Origin of the sequence: Terasakiispira papahanaumokuakeensis, from assembly GCF_001709345.1 — a bacterium.
GTDB lineage: Bacteria > Pseudomonadota > Gammaproteobacteria > Pseudomonadales > Halomonadaceae > Terasakiispira > Terasakiispira papahanaumokuakeensis.
Window position 1 is genome coordinate 500,035 of the sequence record NZ_MDTQ01000001.1, and the last position, 12,388, is coordinate 512,422.

11 protein-coding genes are annotated in these 12,388 nt (G+C 51.8%); 3 read left to right on the forward strand and 8 right to left on the reverse strand.

From position 1 onward, the window contains the following. Positions 1-64: 64 nt before the first annotated feature. Complete coding sequence (locus BFW38_RS02235) at positions 65-1,270, forward strand: acetate/propionate family kinase (protein ID WP_068996923.1); 1,206 nt, start codon at positions 65-67, stop codon at positions 1,268-1,270. Positions 1,271-1,535: 265 nt separating this feature from the next. Further along, positions 1,536-2,219 carry a 2-polyprenyl-3-methyl-6-methoxy-1,4-benzoquinone monooxygenase gene (gene coq7 / locus BFW38_RS02240; protein WP_069000147.1) on the forward strand — a complete coding sequence of 228 codons (684 nt, stop codon included), beginning with the start codon at positions 1,536-1,538 and terminating at the stop codon, positions 2,217-2,219. 15 nt (positions 2,220-2,234) lie between these two features. On the opposite strand, the gene BFW38_RS02245 is transcribed toward coq7, so the two are convergent. From BFW38_RS02245 to BFW38_RS02275, 7 genes are all read right to left on the reverse strand, one after another. After that, positions 2,235-3,683 carry a class II fumarate hydratase gene (locus BFW38_RS02245; RefSeq protein WP_084004401.1) on the reverse strand — a complete coding sequence of 483 codons (1,449 nt, stop codon included), beginning with the start codon at positions 3,681-3,683 and terminating at the stop codon, positions 2,235-2,237. A 122-nt stretch (positions 3,684-3,805) separates the two neighbouring features. Further along, a complete protein-coding gene (locus BFW38_RS02250) occupies positions 3,806-4,237 on the reverse strand; it encodes an OsmC family protein (RefSeq protein WP_068996924.1) in 432 nt (143 codons plus the stop codon). 64 nt (positions 4,238-4,301) lie between these two features. Then, positions 4,302-5,126, reverse strand: coding sequence for an indole-3-glycerol phosphate synthase TrpC (gene trpC, locus BFW38_RS02255; RefSeq protein ID WP_068996925.1), 825 nt, complete (start codon positions 5,124-5,126; stop codon positions 4,302-4,304). Between the two features lie 5 nt (positions 5,127-5,131). Beyond that, positions 5,132-6,157 carry an anthranilate phosphoribosyltransferase gene (gene trpD, locus BFW38_RS02260; RefSeq protein ID WP_068996926.1) on the reverse strand — a complete coding sequence of 342 codons (1,026 nt, stop codon included), beginning with the start codon at positions 6,155-6,157 and terminating at the stop codon, positions 5,132-5,134. A gap of 98 nt (positions 6,158-6,255) precedes the next feature. After that, positions 6,256-6,873, reverse strand: coding sequence for an anthranilate synthase component II (locus BFW38_RS02265; protein WP_068996927.1), 618 nt, complete (start codon positions 6,871-6,873; stop codon positions 6,256-6,258). A gap of 144 nt (positions 6,874-7,017) precedes the next feature. Beyond that, positions 7,018-8,502, reverse strand: coding sequence for an anthranilate synthase component I (gene trpE / locus BFW38_RS02270; protein ID WP_068996928.1), 1,485 nt, complete (start codon positions 8,500-8,502; stop codon positions 7,018-7,020). 243 nt (positions 8,503-8,745) lie between these two features. After that, positions 8,746-9,423: a phosphoglycolate phosphatase gene (locus BFW38_RS02275; RefSeq protein ID WP_068996929.1), complete on the reverse strand. Its 678-nt coding sequence runs from the start codon at positions 9,421-9,423 to the stop codon at positions 8,746-8,748. A 407-nt stretch (positions 9,424-9,830) separates the two neighbouring features. Here BFW38_RS02275 and BFW38_RS02280 point away from each other — a divergent pair, with 407 nt between their 5' ends. Further along, positions 9,831-11,132 (forward strand): NAD(P)/FAD-dependent oxidoreductase, encoded by a 1,302-nt coding sequence (locus tag BFW38_RS02280; protein WP_068996930.1) that lies wholly within the window; start codon positions 9,831-9,833, stop codon positions 11,130-11,132. Between the two features lie 150 nt (positions 11,133-11,282). On the opposite strand, the gene rpe is transcribed toward BFW38_RS02280, so the two are convergent. Further along, positions 11,283-11,963 carry a ribulose-phosphate 3-epimerase gene (gene rpe, locus BFW38_RS02285; RefSeq protein ID WP_068996931.1) on the reverse strand — a complete coding sequence of 227 codons (681 nt, stop codon included), beginning with the start codon at positions 11,961-11,963 and terminating at the stop codon, positions 11,283-11,285. Positions 11,964-12,388: the final 425 nt, after the last annotated feature.

Genomic DNA, 12,388 nt, shown 5'->3' on the forward strand with positions numbered 1-12,388 from the left:
TGCTTAATGGGTCTCATTAACTCGATGGATCTCATTAAATCAACTGGCATTGGAGTGGTGGTTCATGGATATGATTTTGATTGTAAATGCCGGCTCATCCAGCCTGAAGTGTTCGCTGTTTGATATTGTCGAGGGCGATGTCCGCCAGCATTACCGTGTCAAAGTCGCTAACCTGGCGGGGCCGGCTCGCCTGGAGATTCGGGATCACCTGGAAGACCCGGATGGCGTCCTGGTCGATCGCGAAGAGCTGAGTATTGAGTTGTTGGATGTGATTCACGGGAATGCGCATGCTCAGGCACTGAAAGTGGTGCTCGATTGGCTCAACGTTCATCTGCCTCAATCACGTATTGTCCGGGTCGGTCATCGCGTGGTCCATGGGGGGGATCGTTACAGCGAGCCGGTACGCATTGATGATGAGGTGTTGGGTTATCTCAAGACCTTGATTCCGTTAGCACCATTACACCAGCCTTATAATGTGCGTTTGATTGAGCTTTGTCGTGAGGCGTTGACGGATGATATTCCGCAAATGGCTTGTTTTGACACCGCTTTCCATACCACCATCCCCGATGTGGCACAGCATTACGCCTTGCCCAGACGATTGACTGAAGCGGGTGTGCGCCGTTATGGATTTCATGGTCTGTCTTATGAGTATATTCATGACAAGCTATCGCGCTTGGATGCAGATCTTTCGGAGCGCAAGTTAGTGGTGGCCCACTTAGGCGCTGGAAGCTCTATGTGTGCGATCCAGGCGGGCAAGAGTCAAGCTTCAACCATGGGCTTTACTGCGGTCGAAGGCCTGCCGATGGGGTCGCGCTCGGGCCAGTTGGATCCGGGGGTTTTGCTCTACCTTATGCGTGAGCATGATATGGGGGTCGATGATATCGAGCACATGCTCTACAAAGAGTGTGGCTGGCTGGGGGTGTCGGGTATCTCCAGCGATATGATGACACTGAAGCAATCGGATAATCCGCATGCACGTGAGGCGATCGAGATGTACGCCTATCGGATTGCTCAATTTACAGCGGCTATGGCGGCAGCGCTGAGCGGTATCGAAGTCTTTGTGTTTACGGGCGGGGTTGGCGAAAATGATGCCGATTTGCGTGCTCGAGTGGCTGAATTGAACGGCTGGTTGGGCATGAAACTGGATGCCACACGTAATCACAGTGATGAATATTTGATTTCTGCTGACGATAGCGCGATCAAGGTTTTTGCCATTCCCACTAATGAAGAAAAAATGATTGCGCGCCATGTCTTACGCTTAACCACCTAAACTAACTAGTTGAGTGGTTGAGTGGTTGAGTGGTTGAGTGGTTGAGTGGTTGAATGAATGAGAGGTGCCTCAATAATATGATCGAATATTAATAGGGCACCTCTTGAATCACCGCATATTGATCTGGATGCGGCGCTTTATTGATTCACACTTGCATCCCCTGAAGGTCGGGGTAGGATGAGCTTCAATATAGGATTCTCATTAAGATGGCAGAACAGGTGTTGTGATTATGGCGTCGACTCAAGACTCTCCTTCCCAGGTGCCTATGCCTTCACAGGTGCCCGCGTTACCTCAGACTTCCGCAAAGCCACACCGAAATTTGTCGCGTGTTGATTTTTTATTGACCCAAGCGGATACCATTTTACGCACTTTGGTCCCTCATGCAGCTCAGCCTTATCGACCTAATCCGGCTCGAGGTCATGAAGAAACGGAGATGAGTGATACCGAACGGCGTCATGCCGCTGGCTTGATGCGGATCAATCATACCGGTGAGGTGTGTGCTCAGGGGTTGTATCAAGGTCAGGCCGCGACAGCGAAATTGCCTAATGTGCGTGAGCAGATGGAACAGGCCGCGCGTGAAGAGATTGATCATTTGGCTTGGTGTGATCTGCGCTTGCAAGAGCTCGACAGCCACACCAGTATACTCAACCCCATTTTTTATGGTCTGTCTTTCGGTATTGGTGCGACGGCGGGGGCTTTGGGTGATAAATATAGCCTGGGGTTTGTGGCGGCCACTGAGCAGCAAGTGTGTAAACACCTGGATGAACATATGCTGGGTTTACCGCAGCAAGATCGTCGATCTCGGGCCATTTTGCGCCAAATGCATGAAGATGAAGCTCACCATGCGCAAACAGCCCTGAATGCGGGCGGGGTGAAATTCCCGGCCCCTGTTAAAGGTTTGATGACATTGATGTCGAAGGTCATGACCAAGAGTGTCTATAAGCTGTAAACCGCCTTATCGTCATTAGCCACGGCTCATCGGACTGATGCGATGTTGGACTAAATGAGCAGGGTCCAGCAACCGTTCTAAAGTCGCGCGATCCATATCCGTCATGGCTTCGGCCATCTCGATAATGGGCCGGTTTTCGGCATATGCTTTTTTGGCGATTTCTGCCGCTTTTTGATAGCCGATAATCGGATTCAGTGCGGTGACAAGAATCGGGTTACGGCCCAGCGCATGCTGGATGACATCTTCACGAACTTCAAAACCGGCAATGGCTTTTTCGGCCAGGTGTTCCGCCGCATGGGCCATTAGACTTTGCATGTGGAGCAGGTTGTCACCGACCAGCGGCAGCATCACGTTTAATTGGAAGTTCCCCGCCTGCCCCGCAACGGTAATGGCCTGTTCAAGCCCCATCACCTGTGCCGCTGCCATAGTGACGGCTTCTGGAATCACCGGGTTTACTTTACCCGGCATGATGGAGGAGCCCGGCTGCAAGGCGGGTAAGGCAATTTCGCCCAAACCTGCCAGCGGGCCTGAGTTCATCCAGCGTAAATCATTGGCAATTTTCATCAAGGCGACAGCGAGGCGTTTGAGGCTGCTGGCATGGCTCACGGCTGGATCCTGACTGGAAAGGGCCATGAATCGGTTGTCAGCGGGTTTGAGCGTTAGCCCGGTAGCCTCACTCAAATAACGGCAGGTTTTCGCGGCATGATCTGGGTGGGCATTAATCCCCGTGCCTACGGCAGTGCCTCCTAATGCCAAGGCATGCAATTCTTCGCGATCTTGCTGGAGGCGCTCACGCGCACTGCTGATTTGTGCCTGCCAGCCGCCCAGTTCTTGAGCAAAGGTGACGGGCATGGCGTCCATCAAATGAGTTCGACCGGTTTTGGCGATCTGACCGACTTCTGCTGTTTTATCGGCGAGTGCTTTTTCCAGCATTTTCAATGCCGGCAGTAATTGTCGATCAAGCTGAAGCGCCACTGAGAGGTGCAGTGCAGAAGGAATGATATCGTTACTGCTCTGGCCCAAATTGATGTCGTCATTAGGGTGAACGGCTTCGCCAAGCGCTTCAGTCGCAAGGTGCGCTAACACCTCGTTCATATTCATATTACTGCTGGTGCCAGAACCGGTCTGATACACATCAACAGGGAATTGATCGTGATGCTCCCCGGCGATGATTTTGTCGGCGGCTTGGCTGATCGCCTCGGCGACCTTGGGGTTGAGCAGTTCGAGATCTTGGTTAGCTCGCGCCGCGGCTTGTTTAATTAAGGCGAGGGCTTCAATAAACAGCGGGGGCATACCTCGGCCGCTAATATGGAAGTTATCGACAGCCCTTTGCGTTTGGGCGCCATATAAAGCGCTGACCGGTACCGCGACTTCACCCAAACTATCGCGTTCAATGCGAGTCGCAGTCTCGTGTTGATTCGTGGTTTTGCTTGAACTCGTGGTGTGACTTGAAATAGTGCTCATTGTCGTCTCCTAGACAGAATGAGGATCCTTCTTAGTCTAAGATAATCGTCTCTTTCGGTAAATGAAACTTATTCCTATTAAGATGATAGAATGATGAATCCACTTTTTGATGACAGACGTGATTAATCCACCGCTTCAGGGGCGATGATTTCATAGTCATGGGTGATCTCAACACCGGCGGCATTCAACATAATTGATGCTGAACAGTACTTCTCAGCGGATAAGCTGACTGCGCGTGCCACTTGTTTATCTTTGAGTTGCTCGCCTTTGACCACAAAGTGAAGGTGGATCTTGGTGAATACAGCAGGAATGGCGTCGGCACGTTCGGCTTCAATCTCGACATGGCAATCGCTGATGGTTTGACGTGATTTTTGTAAGATTGTGACCACATCATAGCTGCTGCAGGCACCAAGCCCCATTAATAGGAGCTCCATCGGGCGTGCAGCTGTATTGCGGCCGCCCGATGATTCCGGGCCTTCGACTACAATGCTGTGTCCAGAGCCAGACTCAGCGAGAAAGCGGACGCCATCGGTCCATTGCACACGGGCTTTCATTCAGATTCCTCAGTCAGGATGAATCATTGACGCCATCCGTAGATTGGCGGTCGTTGCTGTTCGGCTATGAGGCCTCTTGGGGCGAGTGTTGCGGGAAAAACAAGGCTTGTAATGCCTGACCCGGATCGGGCGCACGCATAAAGGCTTCACCCACTAAAAAGCCATATACTTGGTGTTGCTGCATGAGATCCACATCAGCACGTCCTAGAATGCCGCTTTCTGTAATGACATAACGCTCTTCAGGCAACGACTTTAATAGATCAAAAGTGGTCTGCAAGCTGACATCAAAGGTATGCAAGTTGCGGTTGTTAATCCCGATCAAACGATTAGGCATCTGCAGTGCCCGCTCGAGTTCTTCGGCATTATGCACTTCGACTAGGACATCCATGCCCAACTCGTGCGCCAAGAGGTTGAGGTCGTGCATTTTGACATCATCGAGTGCCGCGGCAATCAGTAAAATCGCATCGGCACCAATCGCGCGGGCTTCATAGACTTGATACTCGTCGACAATAAAATCTTTACGGATTGCCGGGAGACTACAGGCTTCACGGGCTTGTTGCAGGTAACGCTCATGGCCCTGAAAAAAGTCATGATCGGTCAAGACAGATAAACATGCCGCGCCGCTTTGCTGATAACGCAGGGCGATTTCGGCGGGCACGAAGTCATCACGCAAGACGCCTTTGCTAGGCGATGCTTTTTTAATCTCGGCGATAACGGCGGGCTCTGCCCGTTGGATACGCTCGATCAGAGCATCACTAAACCCGCGAACGGCATCCCCATGTTCGGCGCGTTCGCGCATTTGGGGAAGGTTGATCTGGTGGCTGCGGTTGGCCACTTCTTGATGCTTGCGATCAATGATGCGCTTCAAAATAGTGGGCGTATCAGTCATAGCAGTTATCTCTCAGCAAATACGCGGGTAAAGTCGACGAGAGCACGTAGACGCTCTTTGGCCAGCTCTGAGTCAATGGCATCTTGTGCCATGGCGACCCCTTCGGCCAGCGTATCGGCGATATCCGCGACATACAAGGCGGCACCGGCATTCAACAGCACGGTATCCAGTGCAGCGCCTGGTTCATTGTCCAGAACTCGCTTCACCAAGGCCAGTGACTCTTCGGCAGAATATACTTTGAGTTCATCCAGTGAGCCACGATCGAGACCAAAGTCTTCAGGTTGGATCACATATTCAGTGATTTCACCTTCTTTCAGCTCGGCCACATAGGTGGGAGCCGCGATCGAAATTTCATCCAGCCCTTCTTCGGAGTGCACCACCATGACATGCTTGGAGCCTAGTTTTTTTAACGCTTCGGCCATCACGGGTAACAGGGCTTTGTCATAAACCCCAATTAATTGATGTTGGGCACCTGCAGGATTGGTCAGTGGCCCCAAAATATTAAACAGGGTGCGTACCCCCATTTCTTTGCGAGGCCCTACCGCATGACGCATCGCGCTGTGATGCATGGGGGCAAACATAAAGCCTAGGTTGACCTCTTCAATGCAACGCGCGACTTGCTCGGGCGTCAGATCCAGTTTAACGCCGGCCTTATCCAGCAAGTCAGCACTACCACTGGAGGACGAGACCGAGCGATTACCATGTTTGGCCACCCGGCCGCCCGCTGCGGCGACAACGATGCTACTGGTGGTCGATACATTGAATAGGTTGGCGCCATCGCCCCCGGTACCGACAATATCGACGAGGTGTTCTCGATTCACATTGACAGGGGTTGCGAGCTCCCGCATGACTTCGGCACTGGCCGCAATTTCATCGACGCTTTCCCCTTTCATGCGTAAACCAATCAATAGGCCGCCGATTTGTGCGGGCGTGGCTTGTCCGGTCATCACCAGGCGCATGACCTCGCGCATCTCCTCATAGCTGAGATCTTGTCGGAGTACCACTTTATCGATGGCTGCTTTCATATCCATGATTATGTCCTGTCGGGTGTGTCCGCAGCAGGCGGGCGTCCGCCTGCGTGTCAATCGATTGAGTTGGTCTGTGTCTGCGGTAATGGGCTGTCTAAGGCTTAAGGTTGACGAAGTCCGCCCTCTAAACGCAGAAAGTTCGCCAGCATCTCGTGCCCTTGTTGAGAGAGAATCGACTCGGGATGAAATTGAACGCCTTCAATATTAAACTCAGTGTGACGCAATCCCATGACCAGCCCTGGTGTGGGTTCTTCGGAGTCGAGATCCTGCTGAACCACCCGCGCGGTAACTTCAAGGGTCTCAGGCATACTGTCTTCAGCGACCACGAGTGAGTGGTAGCGTGTCACCGATAAGGGGTTAGCCAACCCTTGAAATACGCCTTGCCCTTGGTGTCCGACCCAGGAGGTTTTGCCGTGCATAACCTGAGGCGCTCTGACGACTTTGGCACCAAACACCTGTGCAATACTTTGATGGCCGAGACAGACCCCTAAGATCGGGAGTTGGCCGGCAAAGTGTTGGATCGCTGCCATTGAAATCCCGGCTTGATCCGGGTCGCAGGGGCCAGGCGAGATGACTAAGTGGCTTGGGGCGCGTTGTTCGATGTCGGCCAATGTAATGGCGTCATTTCGGGCGACCTCAACGTCGGCACCCAGTTCGGCAAGATACTGCACAATGTTAAAGGTGAAGCTGTCGTAGTTATCAATCATCAATACGGACATGGGAATCTCCTGTGGCTGCTGGAGGTCGTCCAGCACGCCTGGCATTAAATTCTGATGCTGAGAAAGTATCGGCGGCCGTGGTTGGCGACTCAATTCGCCAGTAACATTAGCGGGCCGCTGGGCCATGAGACGACTGGTGTCAGGTCAGAGGTGATCTAAACCTTTTTCGACCATCGCCACGGCACGGAATAAAGCCCGGCCTTTATTCATGGTCTCTTCCCATTCCAACTGCGGGTCTGAGTCAGCGACAATACCGGCGCCAGCCTGAATATGCAGTTGGCCATCTTTGATGACTGCGGTACGAATTGCGATGGCGGTATCAATGTTGCCATTCCAGCCAATATAGCCGACAGCACCACCGTAGACGCCACGTTTGACGGGCTCTAACTCATCAAGGATTTCAAGTGCGCGGATTTTAGGCGCGCCGGATAAAGTGCCGGCAGGGAAAGTGGCTTTCAACGCATCCAATGGGCCCAGGTTCGGTTTCAGTTGGCCTGTGACATTGGAGACGATATGCATGACATGCGAATAGCGTTCGACGGCCATTTGATCGGTCACTTGGACGCTGCCGGTTTGGCTGACTCGGCCAATGTCGTTGCGGCCTAAGTCAATGAGCATGACATGTTCGGCTCTTTCTTTCGGGTCTGCGAGCAGTTCCGCTTCCAGCGCCTGATCTTCTGCTTCACTGTGGCCACGTTTACGGGTACCGGCCAGCGGGCGTACCGTGATTTCTCCGTCTTCCATCCGTGTCAGTATTTCGGGAGACGCCCCGACCACCTGAAAGTCCTCCAGGTTGATATGAAACATATAAGGGGAGGGGTTTAGGCTGCGCAATGCACGGTATAGATCCAGTGGTTCAGCGCTGAAGGGGACGCTCATGCGTTGAGACAGCACGCATTGCATAATATCGCCGGCCAGAATGTAGTCTTTGATACGGGCGACGGCCTGCTTAAACCCTTTTTCAGTAAAGCCCGACTGGAAATCACTCTCTTCCACTGGCGGCCGCCCTGTGCCCGGGCTGGTGGCATTAGCCACACTCGTGCGTAAGCGAATTTCAAGGGCATCCAGACGCTCTTGTGCCTGCAATAGGGCATCGGGTTGTTGCGGATCAGCGTGAGTAATCAGCTGTAGCTTGCCGGAGAGGTTGTCAAAGACAACAACCTGCTCTGACACCATTAACAGAATGTCGGGCACCTGGAGGGTATCGGCATGCTGAACGCCATCCAGGCGGGGCTCAATATAACGGATGGTGTCATGGCCAAAATAACCGACTAAACCGCCCGTAAATTTGGGCAGCCCTTCGATGGGCGCCACTTTGAAGCGGTTGCGAAAAGATTCCACTTCTGCCAATGGATCAGCGCATTCATAAGAGGCGATCACTTGGCCTTGATGGATATGGCGAAAGGTGTGGCCGGAGATTTCAATACGCTCTTGGCAAGGCAGGCCAATGATGGAATAACGCCCCCATTTTTCACCGCCTTGAACGGATTCAAACAGGTAGCTATAAGGGCCCTGAGCCAATTTGAGGAAAGTCGAGAGGGGAGTATCCAAGTCCGCAAGAATTTCTCGGGAAACGGGAATACGGTTATAGCCGGCAGCAGCCAGTGTCGTTAACTGGTCCTGTGTCATAAGAGATTGTCCTATACAAAACTAAAGAAAAACGCATATCGATCGAGATCACCTTTTCAGGTCACCATCGCCAGCGTTTGACTTCACGCATCAACACGTGGGTCTTGCTTATGACAATCATTGGGTTGTGTCCGGTCTCGTTTCGTTGTTTTGTGAATGCTATTTGGAATGACTTAATTGTTTGAAATGATATTAAGTCAGCAATTCAACATTTTGAATGACAAATCCTTATAAAATCTCACGTTATACCAGTGAGATCAGTGAATCAACCACTAAATCTGGACGAGCCGCTTCAATGGGTTCGCCGTGGTTGTAACCATAAGGGACTCCAATGCTGAAAAAACCAGCTGCTTTGGCGGCCAGTATATCGTTACGTGAATCTCCGACCATCCAGCAATGAGTGGGATTGACATCAAAATGCTGTGCGGCATGTAACAAGGGGAGTGGATGGGGTTTGCGTTCGGCCAGTGTATCGCCACCCAAGATAAGACCAAAATAATCGTCAAGCTGAAGCGACTTGAGAATTGGCCCGACAAAGCGCTCAGGTTTGTTCGTGATGATGGCCATAGGAATTGAATGTTCATGCAGTTGTTGCAGGGCTGTTTTGACGCCTGGATAGCAACGTGTGGCATCCCCCTTACAAGCACCGTAATGATATAGAAAGCGCTCATATAATGCGCTGATGTTTGGATCTTGAAGATCACTTAACTGCTCGCCATGATCATCTTGACACCAAGCGCGCTGAACCAGCACTTGGGCGCCATTGCCGATCCAACGACGGATATCGTCTTCAGTCGATGTGGGCGCATCAAGGTCGGTCAGCGCTCGGTTGACGGCGGTCGCCAAGTCGGGCACTGAGTCAATCAGCGTTCCATCTAAGTCAAATGCGATCAGTTGTGGACGGGAGGCCATTAAAGACATGTCAACTCCGGTGATATAGGGCGCTTTGATGATGCATATGGACACACTTGAACGCATCCGTTGATCAACTTTGTGGCTATTCTACCATGATCTGGTGAATGACCTTCCCCGTCCTGCTTAGACCTGTCTTACTTAGCTCGGCCCCGCTTAGATCAATCCCATGTGCCTTATGCATCACCACGTAAGTGAATGCTGACTTGGCATCGCACCTTTCTTGCACCGCTTTGTTCGCAGGCGCATCATCTGTCTTGACCTTTATTCATGGTGCGATGTGATCAAGCTCTTTTGGGGGTTAGCCTCTGCTTTGGGTGTTAGGCCCTGCTTTGAGTGTTAGACCCTGCTGCGTCTGAAAATACCTCTGGGCTTGATCCTTTCTGCACCGGCATTCACTTGTAGGGGAGGTCGCAATGACTTCAAAAATTTTGATTGTAGGCGGTGGTGCTGGGGGGCTTGAGCTGGCGACCCGTTTGGCCCGAAAGATCGGACGTCAGCGCTGGGGAAAACCCGCTCAGGCAGAGATCACCTTGATTGATCGTAATCCGACGCATATCTGGAAGCCGCTATTGCATGAAGTGGCCACTGGAGCGTTGGATTCCGGGCTTGATGAGGTGTCCTACAGCAGTCATGCCAAGCAGCATGGTTATCAATTTCGTCGCGGTGAAATGGTAGGCCTTGATCGTGAGCGTCGTTGTGTCACTTTAGCTGCGGTTGAAGATGACGAAGGACATACGCTTCTTCCTGAGCGGGAGTTGGCTTATGACCAGCTGGTGCTGGCTTTGGGGAGTGTCAGTAATGATTTTGGTACCCCAGGTGTTAAGGATGAATGCTACTTTCTAGATAGCCCGTTGCAGGCAGAAGCTTTTCGTAAGGCGATGCTCAGTACATTTTTACAGCATGGGCAAGATAACCGACCTTTATCAATTGCCATTGTGGGCGGCGGTGCCACAGGCGTTGAGCTCTCCGCTGAGTTGTTTAATGCATCGCGGATGCTGCACAGCTATGGTGTCACCTCGCTGACTGATGCCCAAATGCATTTGCACTTGATTGAGGCGGCGCCTCGTATTCTATCGATGTTACCTGAGCGAATCAGTCAGGCAGCCCATCAGGAACTCACCGGCCTTGGCGTTGATGTCCATACCGCGACTCGCGTCACTGAAGCGACATCAACCGGGTTGAAAACTGAAACTGAAGGTGAAATTAAGGCCGATTTGAAAGTCTGGGCGGCAGGGATCAAGGCCCCCTCATTGATGGCGCAACTGGATGGCCTGGAGGTGAATCGGCAGGGGCAATTGAAAGTACTTGATACGCTCCAAAGTGAAGGTGATCCCCATATTTTTGCGATTGGGGATTGCGCTGCTTGTCCTCAGCCTGACGACCAGTGGGTACCGCCCCGAGCTCAGGCGGCCCATCAGATGGCGGATGCGCTGTATGTGAATTTGCGGCGGCTTTCTCAAGGCAAAATGCTGAAGCCTTTTCGCTACCGTGACCGTGGCTCACTCGTTTCTTTATCGCACTTTGATGCGGTAGGCAGTCTGATGCGTAACCAGTCAACCCGGAGTCTTGTTGTTGAAGGCACTTTGGCTCGGTTGTTTTACATCAGCCTCTATCGGCTTCATCAAAAGGCGATACATGGTTGGTTGAGGACAGGGTTGCTGATGTTGGTGGATGGCTTGAATCGCTTCCTTAAGCCCAAAATGAAGTTGCATTAAGCCTTTCGTCAGTTATCGGTGAGTCGATAATCATGAATCAGTGCCGGCGTTATCGCGTCGGCACTGATGATTAGTGTTTCTGATGGGCTAACGTGATGGACTCGCTTGATGGTTTTAAAGCGCTGTCGGCATCATGGATTGATGCTCGCCTTAAGCCAGTGCCTTACGCATCTCGGCAATGACGCTGTCGTACCCATTCGGGTCACCGGTATTAAATGCGTTAAAGATGGCCGAGCCAGCTACAAAGGTATCGGCGCCAGCTTGGGCCACTTGTGCAATATTACTGGTTTTAATGCCACCATCCACTTCTAAGCGAATATCGAAACCACTGGCATCTAGCTTGGCGCGGGCCTGTTTGAGCTTTTCTAGCGTATGAGGAATAAAGGCTTGGCCGCCAAAGCCCGGGTTCACGCTCATCAACAACACCATGTCCAGTTTATCCATGACATGATCCATCAGGTGAAGTGGTGTAGCCGGGTTGAAGACCAGCCCTGCCTGACACCCCCCATCTTTGATCATCTGCAAAGAGCGATCGATATGCTCTGAGGCTTCTGGATGAAAGGTGATGTAAGTGGCGCCTGCTTCGATGAATTCGGCAATCATGCGGTCAACTGGCTTGACCATCAGATGCACATCAATAGGGGCGGTGACGCCGTGTTGTCGCAATGCCTTACACACCATCGGTCCAATCGTTAGGTTGGGGACATAGTGATTATCCATCACGTCAAAATGGACAATATCGGCACCTGAAGCAATGACGCGATCCACTTCTTCACCTAAGCAGGCAAAGTTCGCGGATAAAATAGAGGGGGCGATTTTAAAGTCAGTCATGGTCAGGGTCCTGAAGGGTCTTGTTGCTAACAGCTGTATGGGTATTGAGAATGGCTTAGGCGTTAAGGGCGATGCTGCATTGGGATGTCAGTATTAAGCACTGAGATCGATGTTGGATTATGCACTTAACCCTTGATTGATGCCGGCTGCTCGTAAAGGGCCTTATTGTACACTGTGGATATTGTGTCGTGTTGTTGTGGCTGCATTCTGGCTGAGCCTTCATGGTGCGCATCTGCATACAACGACGGTATAGACCAAGTGCCATCACGTGGCGTGATTTTTTGACGTGATGCAAGCGCTGACTTAGGGGGCTAGCCGGATCGTCTGTAGGCTAGAGCACATGCAGGCCGAAAGAAAAGTATGGGGTTAACGAAACGACTTCAACTGAGCAGAAAAAGACCTCTAGTTTTTGAGATATTGGCCGA

Bases quoted from the DNA above. Each gene is read 5' to 3' on its own strand.
- BFW38_RS02235 (WP_068996923.1), top strand. From the start codon at position 65: ATGGATATGATTTTGATTGTAAATGCCGGCTCATCCAGCCTGAAGTGT.
- coq7 (WP_069000147.1), top strand. From the start codon at position 1,536: ATGCCTTCACAGGTGCCCGCGTTACCTCAGACTTCCGCAAAGCCACAC.
- BFW38_RS02245 (WP_084004401.1), bottom strand. From the start codon at position 3,683: ATGAGCACTATTTCAAGTCACACCACGAGTTCAAGCAAAACCACGAAT.
- BFW38_RS02250 (WP_068996924.1), bottom strand. From the start codon at position 4,237: ATGAAAGCCCGTGTGCAATGGACCGATGGCGTCCGCTTTCTCGCTGAG.
- trpC (WP_068996925.1), bottom strand. From the start codon at position 5,126: ATGACTGATACGCCCACTATTTTGAAGCGCATCATTGATCGCAAGCAT.
- trpD (WP_068996926.1), bottom strand. From the start codon at position 6,157: ATGGATATGAAAGCAGCCATCGATAAAGTGGTACTCCGACAAGATCTC.
- BFW38_RS02265 (WP_068996927.1), bottom strand. From the start codon at position 6,873: ATGTCCGTATTGATGATTGATAACTACGACAGCTTCACCTTTAACATT.
- trpE (WP_068996928.1), bottom strand. From the start codon at position 8,502: ATGACACAGGACCAGTTAACGACACTGGCTGCTGCCGGCTATAACCGT.
- BFW38_RS02275 (WP_068996929.1), bottom strand. From the start codon at position 9,423: ATGTCTTTAATGGCCTCCCGTCCACAACTGATCGCATTTGACTTAGAT.
- BFW38_RS02280 (WP_068996930.1), top strand. From the start codon at position 9,831: ATGACTTCAAAAATTTTGATTGTAGGCGGTGGTGCTGGGGGGCTTGAG.
- rpe (WP_068996931.1), bottom strand. From the start codon at position 11,963: ATGACTGACTTTAAAATCGCCCCCTCTATTTTATCCGCGAACTTTGCC.